14 protein-coding genes and 1 pseudogene are annotated in these 19755 nt (G+C 27.2%); 13 read left to right on the top strand and 2 right to left on the bottom strand.

Going from position 1 to position 19755, the window contains the following annotated elements; all coding sequences use genetic code 11:
• Positions 1-146: 146 nt before the first annotated feature.
• The 7 genes and pseudogenes from lepA (at position 147) to glyA (ending at position 7935) form a co-directional block, all read left to right on the top strand.
• A complete protein-coding gene (gene lepA / locus Bsayi582_RS02795) occupies positions 147-1949 on the top strand; it encodes a translation elongation factor 4 (RefSeq protein WP_500815697.1) in 1803 nt (600 codons plus the stop codon).
• A 21-nt stretch (positions 1950-1970) separates the two neighbouring features.
• Positions 1971-2966 carry a signal peptidase I gene (lepB, locus tag Bsayi582_RS02790; protein ID WP_500815696.1) on the top strand — a complete coding sequence of 332 codons (996 nt, stop codon included), beginning with the start codon at positions 1971-1973 and terminating at the stop codon, positions 2964-2966.
• 134 nt (positions 2967-3100) lie between these two features.
• Positions 3101-3790, top strand: coding sequence for a ribonuclease III (gene rnc, locus Bsayi582_RS02785; RefSeq protein WP_500815695.1), 690 nt, complete (start codon positions 3101-3103; stop codon positions 3788-3790).
• Between the two features lie 722 nt (positions 3791-4512).
• Positions 4513-5247 carry a pyridoxine 5'-phosphate synthase gene (gene pdxJ / locus Bsayi582_RS02780; RefSeq protein WP_500815694.1) on the top strand — a complete coding sequence of 245 codons (735 nt, stop codon included), beginning with the start codon at positions 4513-4515 and terminating at the stop codon, positions 5245-5247.
• A pseudogene (gene acpS / locus Bsayi582_RS02775) lies at positions 5247-5629 on the top strand (holo-ACP synthase). The gene pdxJ and the pseudogene acpS overlap by 1 nt, the downstream one beginning before the upstream one ends.
• 209 nt (positions 5630-5838) lie before the next feature.
• Positions 5839-6300, top strand: coding sequence for a tRNA adenosine(34) deaminase TadA (tadA, locus tag Bsayi582_RS02770; RefSeq protein WP_500815693.1), 462 nt, complete (start codon positions 5839-5841; stop codon positions 6298-6300).
• A gap of 372 nt (positions 6301-6672) precedes the next feature.
• Entirely contained in the window at positions 6673-7935 is a 1263-nt protein-coding gene (glyA, locus tag Bsayi582_RS02765) for a serine hydroxymethyltransferase (protein WP_500815692.1), read from the top strand.
• Positions 7936-8041: 106 nt separating this feature from the next.
• On the opposite strand, the gene Bsayi582_RS02760 is transcribed toward glyA, so the two are convergent.
• A complete protein-coding gene (locus Bsayi582_RS02760) occupies positions 8042-8836 on the bottom strand; it encodes an inositol monophosphatase family protein (protein ID WP_500815691.1) in 795 nt (264 codons plus the stop codon).
• 790 nt (positions 8837-9626) lie between these two features.
• Between Bsayi582_RS02760 and Bsayi582_RS02755 the strand changes: the two genes are divergently transcribed.
• From Bsayi582_RS02755 to der, 6 genes are all read left to right on the top strand, one after another.
• Positions 9627-10796, top strand: a complete 1170-nt coding sequence (locus tag Bsayi582_RS02755) for an IscS subfamily cysteine desulfurase (protein ID WP_500815690.1) — start codon at positions 9627-9629, stop codon at positions 10794-10796.
• A 516-nt stretch (positions 10797-11312) separates the two neighbouring features.
• Positions 11313-11714 (top strand): nucleoside-diphosphate kinase, encoded by a 402-nt coding sequence (gene ndk, locus Bsayi582_RS02750; protein WP_500816112.1) that lies wholly within the window; start codon positions 11313-11315, stop codon positions 11712-11714.
• 254 nt (positions 11715-11968) lie between these two features.
• A complete protein-coding gene (gene rlmN, locus Bsayi582_RS02745) occupies positions 11969-13102 on the top strand; it encodes a dual-specificity RNA methyltransferase RlmN (protein WP_500815689.1) in 1134 nt (377 codons plus the stop codon).
• A gap of 377 nt (positions 13103-13479) precedes the next feature.
• The gene (gene ispG / locus Bsayi582_RS02740; protein WP_500815688.1) at positions 13480-14616 is read left to right on the top strand and encodes a flavodoxin-dependent (E)-4-hydroxy-3-methylbut-2-enyl-diphosphate synthase; all 1137 of its coding nucleotides are present in this window, start codon (positions 13480-13482) and stop codon (positions 14614-14616) included.
• A gap of 10 nt (positions 14617-14626) precedes the next feature.
• Positions 14627-15931 (top strand): histidine--tRNA ligase, encoded by a 1305-nt coding sequence (hisS, locus tag Bsayi582_RS02735; RefSeq protein WP_500816111.1) that lies wholly within the window; start codon positions 14627-14629, stop codon positions 15929-15931.
• Positions 15932-16220: 289 nt separating this feature from the next.
• Positions 16221-17669: a ribosome biogenesis GTPase Der gene (gene der, locus Bsayi582_RS02730; RefSeq protein ID WP_500815687.1), complete on the top strand. Its 1449-nt coding sequence runs from the start codon at positions 16221-16223 to the stop codon at positions 17667-17669.
• 59 nt (positions 17670-17728) lie between these two features.
• On the opposite strand, the gene mqo is transcribed toward der, so the two are convergent.
• The gene (mqo, locus tag Bsayi582_RS02725) at positions 17729-19294 is read right to left on the bottom strand and encodes a malate dehydrogenase (quinone) (RefSeq protein ID WP_500815686.1); all 1566 of its coding nucleotides are present in this window, start codon (positions 19292-19294) and stop codon (positions 17729-17731) included.
• Positions 19295-19755: the final 461 nt, after the last annotated feature.

Here is a 19755-nt window from a genome sequence, read left to right as displayed (position 1 = left end):
TAATAGGTACTTTGTATGCATTAGGAAATATTACCAATTTTTTGGTATTATTTTTTCTATTTAATAAAATAAATTCCATTATACACTAATTAACTTTAGTTTTATTACTAAGAATATTGATTTTTACATTTAAATTAGTATGAATCATGATAAAACATATACGTAATTTTTCTATTATTGCACACATTGATCATGGAAAATCAACATTGTCTGATCGATTTATTCAAACTTGCGGCGGATTAAATGCTCGTGAAATGACATCTCAAGTATTAGATTCTATGGAATTGGAACGAGAACGTGGTATTACTATAAAATCACAAAATGTAACGCTTAATTACACATCTAAAAATGGTCAATTTTATCAACTTAATCTGATTGATACTCCTGGACACGTAGATTTTTCTTATGAAGTGTCTAGATCCTTGGCAGCATGTGAAGGTGCTTTATTGATAGTAGATGCTACTCAAGGAGTAGAGGCGCAAACTGTAGCTAATTATAAAATAGCCGATGAAATGAATTTAAAGATTATTGTAGCATTAAATAAAATGGATTTGCCAACAGCAGATCCTGACCGAGTATCTCAAGAAATAAAAGATATTATTGGCATTGATGTAAATAATATAATACGGTGTTCAGCTAAAACAGGTGATGGTATATCAGAACTATTAGAACATTTAATTTGTGATATTCCGTATCCTCAAGGAGATTCATCTGCTCCTCTACAAGCATTAATTATTGATTCTTGGTTCAATAAATATTTAGGTGTTGTGTTGTTGGTATGTATTAAAAATGGAAAATTATATAAAGGCAATGTATTGCTTTCTATGAATACAGGTCAAAAGTATACTGTTGATCAAATAGGAATTTTTACTCCAAAACAAGTAGAACGTGAAACATTAGTTTGTGGTGAAGTAGGTTGGTTGGTTTGTGTCAACAAAAATATTATACGAGCTTGTGTAGGAGATACATTAACGCTGTTAAATTATCCTGCAAGTAATGCATGCCATGGTTTTAAAAAACTGCAACCTTATGTTTATGCGGGATTATTTCCTACAGGTCTTAAGACTCAAAAAATTTTTCATGATGCTTTATATAAGCTTAGTTTAAATGATGCTTCTTTGGTTTATGAGCCAGAAAGGTCAGAGTATTTAGGTTTAGGTTTTCGTTGTGGATTTCTCGGATTATTACACATGGAAATCATACAAGAAAGGTTAAAACGTGAATATTCATTAAATTTAATCGTCACAGTTCCAATGGTGGTATATGAAATATATACTGTTAATGGTGAAATAATATATGTAGATAGTCCATCAAAATTACTTTCTTTAACTAAAATTCAAGAAATACGCGAACCTATTGTTTTATGCAATATATTACTCCCAAAAAAATATCTTGGAGAAATTATTGCTTTATGCATTGAAAAAAGAGGTGTTCAAATTTCTATGACATATTACGATTCTCAAGTTGCGTTAACTTATGAATTACCTATGTCTGAAATAATATTAAATTTTTTTGATCAAATAAAATCAGTGTCTCGTGGATATGCTTCATTTGAGTACAAATTTTGTCGTTTTCAAGTTTCGAAGATAGTGTGCATAGAAATTTTAATAAATAAAAAACGCATCGATGCATTAGCAGTAATTGTACATCAAAAAAAATCTATACCCATTGGGTGCTTATTAATTAAGAAATTACAAAAATTAATCCCAAGACAACAATTTGATGTTGTAATTCAAGCAGCTATCGGTAATCGAATAATATCTCGCGATATTGTAAAACAATTACGAAAAAATGTTTTATCAAAATGTCATGGAGGAGATATAACTAGAAAGAAAAAATTATTATCTAATCAAAAAAAAGGGAAAAAACGCATGAAACGAATAGGTAATATTCAGTTACCAAATACTGTTTTTTTAGCAATTTTCAATGTAAACAATGATAAAAAATAATAACTAAAGGATTTTATTTGTATGATTAACACATTTTCTTTAATTTTAATAATCGTTACGGGTATATCAGGAGTTTTATGGGGTTTAAAAGTATTATACGCGCTAATGTATAGTTATTATCGACATAAAAATATTTTTTTTCGAAGATCAGATAATTTTAATCAAAAATCAAAAAATATTTATTCATTAATAATTTCATATTGTCTAAATATTTGTGAGTTTTTATCTTCAATGTTTCCAATATTATTGTTAGTATTTATAACACGGTCGTTTATTTTTGAGCCATTTCGAATACCTTCTGGATCTATGATGCCAACTTTATTGATAGGAGATTTTATTTTAGTAAAGAAATTTATATATGGTATTAAGAATCCTATTACACAAAAAACGTTAATTGGTACTGGACATCCAAAACGTGGAGATGTAATAGTATTTAAGTATCCTAAAAATCCTATGTTAAATTATATTAAACGAGTAATTGGAGAACCAGGAGATAAGATAATTTATAATATAATTACTAAACAATTAACAATATACCCCTCTAATATTAATAAATCTACATATACACAGTCACTACCTATTGTGTATAGTAATGTTATGCCTAGTAATTTTGTGCAAGTATTTCATACTGATATAGATGGAAAGGTTCGTACTACTTTTATTCAAATAAAACCACATCAAAAGTATTCTCATGGTATTCGATTAATTCAGACTGTAGAATCATTTGACGGTATAGCGCATAATATATTAACAATGATACCACCTGGGGATCAAAATTTAATAGACATGTATAATCAACATGCGAAGTATTTAGTATCTGAATGGTTAGTGCCTGCGGGTGAATATTTTGTAATGGGAGATAATAGAGATAATAGTTCTGATAGTCGTTATTGGGGATTTGTTCCTGAACGTAATATAATAGGGAAAGCAACAACTATTTGGATGAATATAAAAAAACAGCAAGAAGGAGTATGGCCTATTAGTATTCAATTAAATAGAATCAGTAGTATACAATAAACAATATATATAGTTTATCTATTAAATGATTAGATTAAAATGTTTTTATATAAATATAATTATATGTATAGTGAGCTTTAATTATAAATATTACCATTATAATAGTATATAGTACCATATAGAATATAAACACTATGTCAGTTAATATACTTCAAAATAAGCTTGGTTATGTTTTCAGTCAGCATGACTTGTTATTCCAAGCGTTAACTCATAGAAGTTCTAGTAATCAGCATAATGAAAGATTAGAATTTTTAGGAGATGCTATATTGAATTATGTGATTGCTAATATTTTATATCAAAAGTTCCCTAATGTAAACGAAGGAGATATGAGTAGGATGCGTGCAAACTTAGTACGTAAAAATACATTAGCTGCATTAGCACGAGAATTTAATTTGGGCCATTATTTACAATTAGGGCAAGGAGAATTAAAAAATGGTGGATGTAAACGTGAATCTATTTTAGCAAATACAGTAGAAGCATTAATAGGTGGTATATTTTTAGATAGTAATATTCAAACTGTTGAAATATTAATTATTAAGTGGTATAAAATGCGTTTAGATAAAATGAATCTTTGTGATAAACAAAAAGATCCCAAAACCCGTTTACAGGAGTACATGCAGTATCGTCATTTACCATTACCCATATATTGGATTGATCAAATTGTTGGGGAGGCTCATGACCAAATGTTTACTGTAAGTTGTCAGATCAGCGATTTGTTAAAACCTATTGTTGGATGTGGTTCTAGTCGGCGTAGAGCTGAACAAGATGCAGCAGAAAAAGCCATAAAAATATTAGAGAACCATCATAATAATAAAGATGTATGATTTGTGTAAGTTATTGTTTTTATAAATTTATAATGTGTTTTACTTAAAAAAAATAAAAACAAGCGTTATTTACAGCGTAAATAATTCATATTGAATTTAAATATTAAAAATTAATGGCTTATTAATTAGTTAATTATATTTTTGAAATACATGTATCATATGATTTTTATATTTTGTAATCATAAATATATTGTGTGAAATGAAGTGTGTGTTATTTATTTTTATTAAAGTTATTTAAAATTTATATGCATATATAAATTTTAAATAAAGAAATTTTCTGTTTGTTATTTTTCAATATATAAATATTTTGATGAGTAATTGTAAAAAAGTAAATTATTAATGGTAATATTTATTTATGCTTATTATTAGTTTAGTCCTATATTGGATGATGTCATATTTAATTTTTATTTTTTAGTAATTTTTAAGCAATATACATCATAAATATTTTGTGTGTTGCATATGACTAAAATTAGTCGTGTTTAGAGCTCAGTATTACAGAAAAATTTTGATGATGTCAGTTATTAATATTTGTATACACTAAAATTGAAGATTTTAATAAAATTAATTTTTTAATTAAAGAATTGTATATAAATTATATCATTATGTATAATGAGTGCTGTATATTTTAGGTATGATATAAGTAAATAAGCGCTATAATTTGTTATTGTGTTAATTATATTGAAGTAACAAAAAATACATATACAATGAGAGTATAGATTATAATGTCTAATTTATTATTAGGTTTAAATATTGATCATGTAGCAACATTACGTAATGTAAGAGGCACTGCATATCCCGATCCTGTATATGCTGCTTATATTGCAGAGCAATCAGGGGTAGATGGTATTACGGTGCATTTAAGAGAAGATCGTCGTCACATTACAGATCGCGATGTCAAATTATTGCGTAAAATCACGCAAACAACTATGAATTTGGAAATAGCAGCAACTGATGAAATGGTTGATATTGCGTGTACGTTAAAACCTCATTATTGTTGTTTAGTGCCTGAAAGGCGTCATGAACTTACAACAGAAGGTGGTTTAGATATAGTGAATCAAGTAAATAAATTACGTGGTATGGTTTGTAAACTTACTGACTCTGGAATTAGAGTGTCATTATTTATTGATCCCGATGAACAACAAATTGATGCGGCATATAATACGAATGTGTCTTATATAGAAATACATACTGGTTTTTATGCTGATGCTATAGATGAAATAACTAGAGATTTAGAATATGCACGTATTAAAAAAAGCGTACAATATGCTGTAAAAGTTGGTTTAAAAGTTAATGCTGGACATGGTCTTAATTATTATAACGTGCAATCTATTGCAACATTGCCATGGATACAAGAATTAAATATAGGACATTCTATAATAAGTAAATCAATGTTTTGTGGACTACCTAAAGCAATTAAAGATATGAAAGAATTATTGCAAAACTCAAGAAGAGGTTAATAGTGATTCATGGAATTGGTATAGATATTGTTGATATTAGAAAAATAAGTAAAATAATGACACATAAGGGAGACAAATTAGCGAAACGTGTACTTAGCGAATCAGAATGGAAGATATATCAAAGTAAAAAAAAAATTCTATGCGTTTTTTAGCTAAACACTTTGCCGCAAAAGAAGCAGTAGCTAAAGCATTTGGAACTGGTATGAGAGCAGGTATAACATTTCGACAAATTGAGATATTTAACGATAATTTGGGAAAGCCAGTCTTGCATTTACTTGCATATGCAGCTTTATTAGCTGATCAACTAGCATTAAAAAAGACGCATGTGACTTTATCAGATACTAATTTTTATGCTTGTGCGTGTGTTGTATTTGAACGATAGATTTGAGAAAATATGTAGTATAAAATCTGAGAGTTTAAAAGGTATAGATATTTTTTATTGTCATGAAACGTACGTTTTTATTGAAAGTTTATATTAATTATTTTGGTATTTTAATTTTATTGAGATGTTAGTGTGGGTATATGAACTTAAATAATTATTTTATAATTATATGTTTATAATATTTTGTAGTATTTATAAAGAATATATAAATGTACGCAATAGAAAATATAGATGTGATATGGATGCGTTATGCGATAATATTAGCTATTTATGCTGAAATTACCGGAGAAATATCGGTAGGGGCAGTTTTAGTGAGAAATGGTAAACTCGTAAGTTTTGGTTGGAATTCTTCTATTATATCTCATGATCCAAGTGCTCACGCAGAAATTATAGCGTTACGTGCAGGTGGTAAAATTTTAGGCAATTATCGATTATTAGGTACGACTTTATATGTGACCTTAGAACCATGTATGATGTGCGTGGGCGCAATAATTCATGCCCGTATTCATCGATTAGTCTGTGGTGCAAAAAATAATAAAATTGGATGGACTGCATGGTTAAAGAATACTTTAAATCACCCAATGATTAATCATCATATATCCTTGACAACTGGAATATTAGAAAAGGAGTGTGTTACGCGATTGAATAATTTTTTTAAATATCAACGTTAACATTAAGAACTTATTCATTTTTTTAAAACTTGTACTATATTTAATATATGAACGTTATTTAAATATGTATAACACAATATTTGTAATATTATTAATAAATTAGTCATTATTTATAAAATATAAATATAAATAAAGAACTATGTATAGTTATTAAATATTATAGAAATATTTATGAGGTTGTTGTGGATTTTTAAAAAATAATAGTTTTGTTGTTTATTTAAAATTTAAAAATTGTTTCTATCTTAGAATAATAGCATTATTATTGTAATTATTGCTATATTAAAATAGTGATGATTTAACTAAAAATAATTTTGTATATTGATTGATATATGATGCGTGTTTTTAATTTATAAAAAAAAATAGGTGTTTGTAATGTTCGTGCATACAAATTATGACCTTGAGTTATGGGGAATAATGAAACAAGAGATTGTTCGTCAAGAAGAGCATATTGAATTGATTGCATCTGAAAATTATGTTAGTCCTCAGGTCATGCAAGTACAAGGTTCTCAACTTACTAATAAATATGCTGAAGGTTATCCAGGTAATCGTTATTATGGTGGATGTGAATATATCGATATGATTGAACAATTAGGTATTAGTCGAGCTAAAAAATTATTTTCTGCAGACTATGCAAATATACAACCGCATTCTGGATCTCAAGCTAATTTTTCTGTTTATAATGCTTTATTATCTCCTGGAGATGTCATTTTAGGAATGCATTTAAATCATGGAGGGCATTTAACACATGGTTCTAAAGTGAATTTTTCAGGGAAATTATATAAAGCTATATTTTATGGAGTGGATGAGTCAGGATATATTAATTATGAGGAAATATATCATTTAGCTGAAACACATCGACCAAAAATGATCGTAGGAGGATTTTCTGCATATTCTGGTCTTATCAATTGGTCAAAAATGCGTCAAATTGCTGATGCCGTGCAAGCGTATTTATTTGTTGATATGGCTCATATTGCGGGTTTAGTTGCGGCAGGTATATATCCAAATCCAGTATTACACGCGCATGTGGTGACTGCTACTACTCATAAAACATTAGCAGGTCCAAGAGGTGGTGTAATTTTGGCCAGTAGAGGAGATGCTGAATTATATAAAAAATTAGATTCTTCAGTTTTTCCTGGTTCTCAAGGAGGGCCATTAATGCATGTCATTGCAGCTAAGGCAATTGCTTTCAAAGAAGCAATGGATCCATCTTTTAAACTTTATCAACAAAAAGTAGTACAAAATGCTAAAGCGATGGTTGAGGAATTTTTATTAAGAAAATTTAAAGTAATTTCTGGTATGACTAATAATCATCTTTTTTTATTAGATTTAAGAAATAAAAATGTTACTGGAAAGGCTGCCAGTATAGTCTTGGAACGGGCTAATATTATTGTGAATAAAAATAGTATACCAAATGATAGTAAGAGTCCTTTTATTACATCTGGTATACGTATCGGAACTCCAGCTGTAACTAGACGTAATTTTAATGAAAATGACGTTAAATTATTATCTCATTGGATATGTGACATACTTAATAATATTGATGATAATGAAATTATTTTATCAGTAAAAAATAAAGTTTTACATATGTGCTCCCAGTATCCTATATATAATAAATATAATAAAAAAATTAAATAAATGCACAATTACAAAAAAATAATTGTGTTATTTTTTGTATGAAGATTTTTTATTAACAGGTTTAGGTGTTGATATTTATTAAATTTGATTTTTTATTGTAATCGGATTATATTTTTGACAAGATAGTTTTAATTATTTTTATATTACCTGCAATGATATTTCCAGAAAGTAAATAGTTATTAGTTCCAGTAAAATCAACAATAAAACCTCCTGATTCACGAATTATTAAAGCACTACTTGTTAATTTATTGTTATTGATATTTTCTGAAGAAATAGAAATACATCCGTCTAATCGTCCAACAGCAACGTAGGCTAAATCTAAAATAGTTGCGCCAGTACATCTAAAATTTATGGATTTATTACGTAATTTATTTAATAAGTTAATTATATTATGTTGGTTTTCATAGGAAAAAGAAATCGCGATAATGGCTTTATATAAATTTTTAGCAGTACCCACACGAATTTTATAATTATTAAGTCGAGCACCTTTTCCGCGACAAGCGCTAAATAACTCATTATGAATAGGGTCATATATTACTCCTATTTCTATGTGACCTTTAATTTGAATAGCGATGGATAAAGCAAAAAAAGGAAATTGTTTGACAAAATTAACATCATTATCTATGGAGCCAATGATCCAATAAATGTTTTCTTTATTTTTGATATTATCAAGAAGATCATTATTTAGTGTACTAATAATAGTGTGTGATGGATAAAATTTTTGGATAATTGTTGTGATAATATGATGTGATTCTTCGTTTATTTTTAAAATAAAATCATGTATATTTTTTTGCTGTATATTAATTTTATCGAGTGATTCACATTGTTTAATGATAAAGTTTCCTGCTTTTCTTATGGCTTGAATAGCAATACTGAGTGTTGGATGCATAAATTTTTTCATCCTATGATTCATAATAAATATGAATAAAGTGATGTATATAAATAAATTTATACTAAGTATTTATCGAATATGTTTTGTAAACATATCATATTTATTTTATATGCATATTATTTAATACATACATATCAAATGTATAATTAACTAAAAATTTTAAAAAATTAACATTTTATATTATGAGTATGTGATTTTATATTAAATTTGAATTTAAATATTGTGTATTTTTTTTAAATAATAAAATCATTAAAAAATTTAATAGACTTAATATTTTATGAATTAATTAGAATCAAGTGTTTATGCCAATTATTGTTAATAATGTAAATATATATTGAATATTAATTATTTTTGCTATTAATATTTGTTGTGGTCAATAATCAATTTTTATTATTATAATTAATCGTAACATTTCAATTGTTATATAAATTTTAAGTAATGAAACTAAATAATACTTTACTATATTTTATAAAAAAATAAAACTTCTAGATTAGATTGATTTATAAAGATTATTTATAAGTATTTATTTTACATGAAAATATAATTATATATGAATCATTTAATTAAATATGCATATTTATTTATATTAAATTAAAATGTATACAAAAAATAAAAACCATGAAATGTATTTCATTATTTTTTTTATAATGATCATTATCATGATGTGATGATATATAATGTTTTGAGTATGTAATATTAATACTTACTGCATAAATAAATACAGTTTATATAACTAAAAGTTAGTTATATAATGTTTTAAAAATTTATACATTATAAACAAGTATTTAGGGTGTATTATATGAAGTTACCAATATATTTTGATTATGCAGCTACTACTCCGGTAGATCCTAGAGTAGTGGAAAAAATGATGCAATGTTTTACTATAAATGGAATATTTGGTAACCCTTCTTCTCGTTCTCATTATTATGGTTGGAAAGCAGAAGAAGCAGTAGATATAGCACGCAGACAAGTTGCTCAATTAATAGGAGCGGAATCACAAGAGATCATTTTTACTTCAGGAGCTACTGAGTCAGTAAATTTAGCTATTAAAGGAATAGCGCATGCTTATCATAATAAAGGCAAGCATATTGTTACAAGTATGACGGAGCATAAATCAGTTTTGGATGTTTGTCAATATCTTGAGCATCAAGGGTTTGAAATTACTCGTATATTTCCACAACATAATGGTTTGATTGTTTTCGATGAAGTTTCTGACGCATTACGTGATGATACAATTTTATTATCTATTATGCATGTGAATAATGAAATTGGTATAATACAAGATATTGAAAAATTTGGGAAACTATGTCGTCTACATGACATAATATTTCACGTGGATGCTACACAAAGTGTTGGGAAATTACATATTGATTTATCTGTTTTACCAGTAGATTTAATGTCTTTCAATGGGCATAAATTGTATGGACCAAAAGGTATTGGAGGTTTATATATAAGACGAAATAGGTATCCAACAATCAGTATTATACCTCAGATTCATGGTGGAGGACATGAAAATGGTATTCGTTCTGGTACATTACCAGTTCATCAAATTGTTGGTATGGCTGAAGCGTATCGTTTAGCTAAAGAAGTAATGACAACAGAAATGATGTATTTAAAAAAAATGAGAGATCGATTATGGAGAGGATTACAAGAAATTGAGGGGATATTAATTAATGGTGATTTGAAGCATAGTATAGGTACATTGTTAAATATTAGTTTTGATAAAATAGATGGTGAAACATTAATGATAGCATTAAAAGATTTTGCTTTATCTTCTGGTTCTGCTTGTACTTCTGGTGCTTTAAGTCCATCGCATGTATTGCAAGCTTTGGGGAAAAATAATGAATTAGCATATAATTCAATTAGATTTTCTCTTGGTCGATTTACAACAGAAGAAGAAATAGACTATGCTATTCATCATATAGTGAATACTGTTACTAAATTGAATACAATGATACATTTATTATAATATTTTATAATAAATAGTAAATTGTAATTATATGTAGATTATGTGTTTAATTATCGTGTTTTTGTGAATAAAAATTAGAAGTTTGTTTACCTTATTTGGTAAAACAAATAAAGATACTTTAAAGTATTTCTGTATAATAATAATTTTTTGTTGTTGTGGTAGCGTGATTACTAAATCATTTTAATCAATTAATATTATATATTTAGATATTTTATTTTATGTAAAAATTAAGTATTGCGTCAGTATTTATTATAAGTAATAGAATAGCATATTATATATCTTGAACAAGATATTCACGCGTTGTTTAGATACAGAATTAACGTTTTGATGATGATATATTTATTATGTGGTCTATTAAAATTTTTATATATGATATAAATTTAAATTATAGTTTTATACGGTGGTATGTTTCGTATAAATGTAGATAATATAAAAATGGCACAATTATTATCGTATATTTATACTTACTCATGTATTACAAGTATATGAGTAAGTACTACAATAGGAGTTCTTATGATTCTTAAAGAACATACACTGTCAATTATCAAACCTGATGCAGTTGCTAAAAATGTAATTGGGGCTATAATTAGTAGATTAGAAATTTCAGGTTTAGTTATGGTAAAAGCTAAGATGCTACGATTAACATCTGTGCAAGCTTTTGAATTTTACCGTGAACATCAGAAGAAATCTTTTTTTGAAGATTTAATAAATTTTATGATTTCGGGGCCGATATTTGTACAGATTTTAGAAGCTAATAATGCAATACAACGTAATAGAGAAATTATAGGTTCTACTGATCCGGCTCGTGCATTAGCGGGAACGATTAGATCTGATTATGGTTATGATTGTACTAAAAATGCCATTCATGGTTCGGATTCTAAAAAGTCAGCTATACGTGAGATTTCTTATTTTTTTTAATATATCAATGCTTATATGTTTGGATGTTTGTATTGTTTATACATGGAGTAATCGAGCGTATTTTGCGTAATCGATAGTTTCAAAATTTATTGATATTTATTTTTTATGCGTATAACTTCAATATAAGTATAGATAAATTTTGGGTATGGTGGAATCACTTTTTTTTATTTGATTGACTTTTTATTTAATAATGTTTATAGATTGTGAACATAATCTAAGTTTAAAATTAACTATTAATAGTTAACGATATATTTATGTGTACAAAAAAATTAAATCTTCTTAATATGAATAAAATGGAATTACTAAATTTTTTTTCTAAATTAGGAGAGCAACCTTTTCGTTCATATCAGGTAATGAGATGGATATATCATCGTTACTGTGATGATTTTGATCAAATGACAAATTTAAGTAAATCTCTGCGACTTAAATTAAATCAAGTAGCAGAAATTCGCGCCCCAACAATTACAAAAGAACAATTTTCTTGTGATGGAACTATTAAATGGACTATGCAAGTTGATAAACAACAAATTGAAACAGTGTATATTCCTGAAAAAATGAGAGCCACATTATGTATTTCATCGCAAATTGGATGTCCTTTAGGATGTAGATTTTGTGGTACAGCTCAAAAGGGTTTTAATAGAAATTTACGTGTATCAGAAATTATTGGTCAGGTTTGGAGAGTGGTAAAACTTATTACTCTTAATAAAGATATTAAAATAAAAAAAAATTTTCCTGTTACTAATATAGTATTTATGGGAATGGGAGAGCCATTATTAAATATTGTTAATGTTGTATCAGCAATAAAAATTATATTAGATGATTGTGGTTTTAGATTTTCCAAACAACATGTTACTCTTTCTACTGCTGGTATTGTACCGGGTATAGAAAAACTAAAAGATATGATTGATATACCATTAGCTGTGTCGTTACATGCTCCAAATGATCTTATTAGAAATAGCATCATGCCAATTAACAAAAAATATAATATTAATAGTGTATTAAAAGCAATTCGTCAGTATTTAAGTAAATCTAAAACTAATAATAGTAGAGTAATAACTATAGAATATGTATTATTGAATCGTATTAATGATGAGGTATTGCATGCTCATCAATTAGCAAAAAAACTTAAAGGCATTCCGTGTAAAATTAATTTGATCCCGTGGAATCCTATTCCTAATACACAATATGCGTGTAGTTCTAAAATTCGTATAAATGCGTTTCTTAAAGTATTATTGCAATATAATTTTATAACTATTATACGGAAAATAAGGGGATCAGATATCAATGCTGCTTGTGGACAGTTAACGGGAGAAGTAATAAACCGAGTGAACTGTAGCCATATAGCTTATCATAATCATGATAATACTATTGTGGTTAATAATATTTAAATAAGTTAACGAAATAGCAAGTATTTTAAAAATATTTTTCAAATTAATATATACGATATTAACCTTATTTATAATAATTAACTATAATTATAAACGTATAGTAATAATTATATATTATATTATAATTAGAAATATTTAAAATATATAAAATAATTATTATCAATAATAGATATTTTTATTATTTTGATTTTATAATAAATTTATTGTTTAATTAAGTATTTTTCTTAAATAATTATTAATATCCTTCAGGATAAGCAATATATATATCTTCAATATATTTAATATAATTGTAATTGTTTGGTATAAGTGTGTTGTATTAATATTAAATAATATATGGTGTATATTTATTTTTATAATATAAAGATATCGGAGAACACATGAATAATTTGACTAATATTATTCGTCGAAAGTCTACACGTATTTATGTTGGTAATGTTCCTATTGGAGATAATGCTCCAATTTCGGTCCAATCCATGGTAAACACTCGTACTATAGATGTTTTAGAAACAGTTAAACAAATTAATGCTTTAAAAAAAGCAGGCGTAGATATTGTTCGAATATCTATACCTACTATGGATGCAGCTGAAGCTTTCAAGATAATTAAACAACAAATAGTTGATGTTCCACTAGTAGCAGATATTCATTTTGATTATCGCATTGCATTAAAAGCAGCTAAATACGGAGCAGATTGTTTACGTATCAATCCTGGAAACATCGGAAATAATAAACGTATTCAATCTGTAGTACATTGTGCTCAAGATAAAAATATACCTATTCGTATTGGTGTAAATTCTGGATCTCTCGAACGTGATTTACAAAAAAAATATGATGGAGAACCAGATGGTCTTATTTTATTAGAGTCTGCAATGAGACATGTAGATATTTTAGATAAATTAAATTTTCATCAATTTAAGGTTAGCGTTAAATCTTCTGATATATTCATGACAGTTCAAGCATATCGCGCGTTAGCATCAAAAATTGATCAACCGTTGCATATAGGTCTTACTGAATCAGGAGCTTTGCGTAATGGTACAGTGAAATCTGCAATAGCTTTAAGTTTTTTATTAACTGAAGGCATTGGCGATACTATACGTGTATCATTAGCTGCAGATCCTATAGAAGAGGTAAAAGTAGCATTTGATATTTTAAGAACTTTAAAGATTCGTGCTCATGGTATTAATTTTATAGCTTGCCCGGGTTGTGCACGACAAGAATTTAATGTAATTAATGTGGTTAATGATTTGGAACAAAAAGTAAGCGATATAATAACACCTATGGATGTATCGATTATTGGTTGTGTTGTTAATGGTCCTGGAGAAGCATTAAAATCAACAATTGGCGTTGCTGGGGCGCATAGTAAAAGCGGTATATATGAAGATGGTGTACGGCAACGAGAGCGTTGTAGTAATACATCGATCGTTGAAGAATTAGAACGTCGTATTAGAGCTAAATCTAATGCGTTAAATAATAATGACAATTGTGATACTGTTATGTTACATACAATAAATAAATGATTTATATATGATGATAAAAAACAATAAAAATATTAAATCTATTCGTGGTATGCATGATTATTTACCAAAAGATATAATGATATGGCAGTATGTAGAAAACATATTAGTAACTATATTAAATAGTTATGGATATAAAGAGATTAGATTCCCTATTGTTGAATATACAGATTTATTTACACATTCTATTGGAAAAACAACAGACGTAATAGAGAAAGAAATGTATACTTTTAAAGATCGTAACGGAAATAGTTTAACATTACGTCCAGAAGGGACTGCTTGTTGCGCACGAGTAGGGATTAATCACGGGTTATTTCGTAATAATCAAGAGCAACGTTTATGGTATCTTGGACCAATGTTTCGTTATGAACGCCCACAGAAAGGACGTTATAGGCAGTTTCATCAATTTAGTGCTGAAGTTTTTGGGCAAATAGGTCCTGATATTGATGTTGAGTTAATTTTAATTACTGTGTGTTGTTGGAAAAAATTAGGAATTAATCATTGTTTGTCATTAGAATTAAACTCAATTGGTTCATTGTCATCTAGAATAAATTATCGTAATAAATTAATAAAATTTTTAGAAAAACATTTAAATGATTTAGATCATAATGCTTTACATCGTTTATACTCTAATCCGATGCGAATATTAGATACAAAAAACGAAAAAATTAAAGAATTATTATTTTATGCTCCTAAATTAATTGATTATTTAGATGATGATTCACGTACTCATTTTTCTGAATTATGTAAGTTATTGGATTTGTTAGGGGTTTCATATAGAGTTAATCCACTTTTGGTGCGTGGTTTGGATTATTATAATAAAACAGTTTTTGAATGGGTGACTAATAATTTAGGAATAAAAAAAACTGTTTGTGCTGGCGGGCGTTATGATGAATTAACACAGACATTAGGAGGAAATGCAGTACCTGCTGTAGGATTTTCTATAGGGTTAGAGCGTGTGATATTATTAATTCGATCAGTGAATAATAGTGATAAGAATAATATTATTATTTCTGCTCAAAAAATATGTATTGATGTGTATATAATAAGTGTAGGATATAATTCGAAAAAAGATGCAATGTTACTGTCTGAACATATTCGGTCAGTATTACCATGTATACGTTTAATGATGCATTATGGCAGAGACAGTATAAAAAAACAGCTTGCTTGTGCTAATAAATATAAAACACGTTTCGTATTAATTTTGGGCGAAGAAAGTACTGTTGAAAAAACAGTTATATTGAGAAATTTACAAGTAAGAACTGAAGAAATATTAAAATATAGCGAAGTTATTGAAAGATTAAAACATATACTATGATGTACAATGACGATAACATTCATTATGCGTAAGTATAATTTTTATTAGAAAAAAAATAATTTTTATTTAGTAGATAGATCATATGTAATACAGTAATTTATGTTTATAAATAATAAAAACGACTAAATATTAAGTATATATTTATATTTATAACTATAAAATATATGATAATTAGGTTGTCATTAAGTATTTATTATGAGTATATAATATATATTATATTTGTTTTAATTGTTTTGATCATTAAGTTGTGTGTAATCATTAAATAATTAATTATGTGTGGATTATAAGAATGTTGCCTGTTATTGCTTTAGTTGGACAAAAAAATGTAGGAAAATCTACTTTATTTAATAAATTAACGCACACACGTGATGCTTTAATATCTAATTATCCAGGATTAACGAGAGATCGACAGTATGGTTATTTTCAATGTAAACAATTTAAGTCTATCCTTGTGGATACTGGAGGAATTGATGGATTATGTAATATAGAGGTAAAAAGTATTCAAAATTATATTACTTATCAAACAAATTTAGCAATAAAAGAATCTGATATCATATTATTTATGATAGATGGTAGATTCGGAGGAACTCCTGTAGATCAGGATATTGTTAAGATATTAAGAAAGTTAGAAAAGCATATATTTATTGTTATTAATAAGATTGATGATATTTCATATTATATACATAATTTCTTGATATGGGATTATTATTCTTATGGTATCAAGAATACTGTTTTTATTTCTGCAATTCATGGACATGGAATTGATAATTTATTGGAACAAATATCTTTATTGATTTTAAAAAATATATCGAGAATTAAAAACAATAATATCTCGTCAGTTAATATAAAAGCAGCTATTCACCAAAAACATACGGGTCTTTTATCTGAAAAAGTACAACAATTAACTAATAATACTACTATTATATTGGCTGTTGTAGGCCCTCCTAATTCTGGAAAATCTACTTTTATTAATCATATTTTGGGGAAAGACCGTATGATTACCTGTAATACACCAGGGACTACTCGGAATAGTATTCGCACCTCTCCTATAATGTATGATACACAACAGTATGTATTAATTGATACTGCGGGAGTTCGGAAGAAAAAAAAAATAAATAACACAGCAGAAAAAATTTCTATAATGCAAACATTTCAAATCATTAAATCTGTGCATATAGTATTATTTATGGGAGACGTAAAGCTGGGTATATCTGATCAAGATTTGTATTTGTTGCGATTCATTATGGATAATAGTAAGACGTTAATAATTGTTTTTAATAAATGGGATAAAATATCTCCAGCTTTACGAAATAACATAAAAAAAATTTTATATAAAAAAATAAATTTTATTAATTTTACTCAAGTGCATTTCATTTCAGCGTTATATGGTAATGGCATTAAAAAATTATTTCAATCGATAAAAAAAACGTATTTTTGTTCTGTTAAAACTATTAGTACTGCACATTTAATACGCATAATGCATTCAGCAATTATTGCATATCCTCCTCCATTATTGAATGGCAGAAGAATTAAACCTAAATATATACATCTTGGAGGATATAATCCATTAACTTTAATAATTCATGGTGCTCGTGTCAGCAAGCTACCTGACTATTACCAACGGTATTTAAAGAATTATTTTTATCGTATGCTAAATATTACAGGTGTGTTGTTGCGTATGCATTTTAAGGATACTAGCAATCCATTTCTTAATGACAGAAATTGCTTAAAAAAATAGCAAAATTTAAATACAATTAAATTTAAATTTAGTATATATCTGTTGGTAACAACAGATAATTATGAATGCATTGAGTTCTTATGATCTATTGCTTCTATATAATTTAATTTTAAAGTATTGGAAGTATATCGTCTTATTTTATTTGTTAATACAATATTATTGTTTAATTTATTAGTGTATGATGGTATTATTTCTATAAGTTTATTTTTCCATGTCTCGCTGTTAATTTTTTTGCTAAACATTGTACTTAAAAGTTTTAATATTATTGAAACTGCAGTAGAGGCTCCTGGGGATGCTCCGAGGAGTGCTGATAAAGTACTGTCATTAGAGCTAACTATTTCTGTTCCAAATTGTAATATACCTCTTTTTTTACTATCTTTTTTAATGATTTGAACACGTTGCCCTGCTGTAACTAAATTCCAATCTGATGAATTAACTGTTGGATAATATTTTTTAAGTTCGTCAATACGTTGTACATTTGACATAATTAATTGATTAATTAAATATTTTACTAAATCAAAGTTATCTATTCCCGCTTGAAGTATTGGAATAAAATTATGTTTATTTAAGGAATGAAATAAATCTAACCAAGACCCATATTTTAAAAATTTGCTACTAAAAGTGGCAAATGGTCCGAATAACAAGACTTTACTACCGTTTAATATTCTGGTATCTATATGAGGTACTGACATTGGAGGTGTATTTACAGGTGCTTTCCCATATACTTTAGCTAAATGTTGTTCGACTATTTTTGGATTTTTTGTTATTAAAAATTGCCCTCCTACTGGAAAACCGGCATATCCAGTAATTTCTGGAATTTTGGAAGTTTGTAAAATATTAAGAGATCTGCCTCCAGCTCCTATAAATATATAATTTGTACGAGTACATTTTTTTTGACCATTCCGTTTATCAATAACATGTACATCCCAAGTTTTATCGTTATTATGATGTAAAGATGTGACGTCATGTTGTAAATATATTCTAAAATTTACATTTTTTTTTAATTCATTTAATAGTTGTTGAGTAAGTGCTCCAAAATTAACGTCAGTGCCTGTTTCCATACGAGTAGCTGCTACTTTTTGAGAAGTATTACGTCCGTTAATAATAAGTGGAGTCCATGTTTGAATTTGTTGTAAATCTTCTGAGTACATCATACCGCTAAACAAAATACTGTTTTGTAATGCTTGAAAACGTTTTTTTAAAAAATTAATATTTTCATCTCCCCATACAAAACTCATATGTGGTACATTATTAATAAAAGAGCTTGGATTGTTAATGATTTTCTTTTGTACTAAATATGCCCAAAATTGACGTGATATTTCAAATGCTTCATTAATAGCGATAGCTTTTGAAATATCAATAGAATTGTTTTGACAATTATAGTGAGTATAATTAAGTTCACAAAATGCTGCATGTCCAGTACCAGCATTATTCCATACATTGGTACTTTCTTGCGCAGGTTTGTCGAGACGTTCGTATATGTGAATTTTCCAAGTTGGTTCGAGAGTCATCAAGAACATACCGAAAGTTGCACTCATAATACCCGCGCCGATTAAGACTACATCTGGGGAAGAAGTAATTCTAACCAAGCGATGTTGGTTGGTTACAACGGCAACATTACTCATTTTTATCACTTAACGCTACTACATTGAGCTTGCTTACTTATTTATGATAGTAAATGAAACTCTTAATAATAACAAACACTATTTATAATATAATAACAATTTACTACCAACGATAATATCATTTTTTAACAAAAAAATAAACAATAATTGTTAAAATGTGTTAAAAATATTAATTTTGAAATTTTAAAATCCGTAAAATAGAACGTATAATTAAATATAGTGATTTAGTCATCAAATATAAAGTATATTTTTTATAAAAAAGTAATCTATCCTGTGTATAGATATTTTTTATAAATTGATTCAATCAGTTAATTATTGTGGTCTATTTATCAAGACTTGATTAATTATATAATTTATGCTAAGATCAACGCTGATAGGGTGCAAGTGTCAATATGTAATTTTTATAATTAAAAGATATGTAGTGTTTATAATTTCTGTCGATTGAATAGTTTTTCAATTTT

It is taken from the genome of Candidatus Blochmannia sayi (nom. nud.) (assembly GCF_059935855.1).
This window is presented reverse-complemented; position numbering and strand designations above follow the sequence as displayed.

What these genes read in the sequence shown, in the direction of transcription:
- lepA (WP_500815697.1), top strand. Translation starts at nt 147, where the DNA reads ATGATAAAACATATACGTAATTTTTCTATTATTGCACACATTGATCAT.
- lepB (WP_500815696.1), top strand. Translation starts at nt 1,971, where the DNA reads ATGATTAACACATTTTCTTTAATTTTAATAATCGTTACGGGTATATCA.
- rnc (WP_500815695.1), top strand. Translation starts at nt 3,101, where the DNA reads ATGTCAGTTAATATACTTCAAAATAAGCTTGGTTATGTTTTCAGTCAG.
- pdxJ (WP_500815694.1), top strand. Translation starts at nt 4,513, where the DNA reads ATGTCTAATTTATTATTAGGTTTAAATATTGATCATGTAGCAACATTA.
- tadA (WP_500815693.1), top strand. Translation starts at nt 5,839, where the DNA reads ATGTACGCAATAGAAAATATAGATGTGATATGGATGCGTTATGCGATA.
- glyA (WP_500815692.1), top strand. Translation starts at nt 6,673, where the DNA reads ATGTTCGTGCATACAAATTATGACCTTGAGTTATGGGGAATAATGAAA.
- Bsayi582_RS02760 (WP_500815691.1), bottom strand. Translation starts at nt 8,836, where the DNA reads ATGAAAAAATTTATGCATCCAACACTCAGTATTGCTATTCAAGCCATA.
- Bsayi582_RS02755 (WP_500815690.1), top strand. Translation starts at nt 9,627, where the DNA reads ATGAAGTTACCAATATATTTTGATTATGCAGCTACTACTCCGGTAGAT.
- rlmN (WP_500815689.1), top strand. Translation starts at nt 11,969, where the DNA reads ATGTGTACAAAAAAATTAAATCTTCTTAATATGAATAAAATGGAATTA.
- ispG (WP_500815688.1), top strand. Translation starts at nt 13,480, where the DNA reads ATGAATAATTTGACTAATATTATTCGTCGAAAGTCTACACGTATTTAT.
- hisS (WP_500816111.1), top strand. Translation starts at nt 14,627, where the DNA reads ATGATAAAAAACAATAAAAATATTAAATCTATTCGTGGTATGCATGAT.
- der (WP_500815687.1), top strand. Translation starts at nt 16,221, where the DNA reads ATGTTGCCTGTTATTGCTTTAGTTGGACAAAAAAATGTAGGAAAATCT.
- mqo (WP_500815686.1), bottom strand. Translation starts at nt 19,294, where the DNA reads ATGAGTAATGTTGCCGTTGTAACCAACCAACATCGCTTGGTTAGAATT.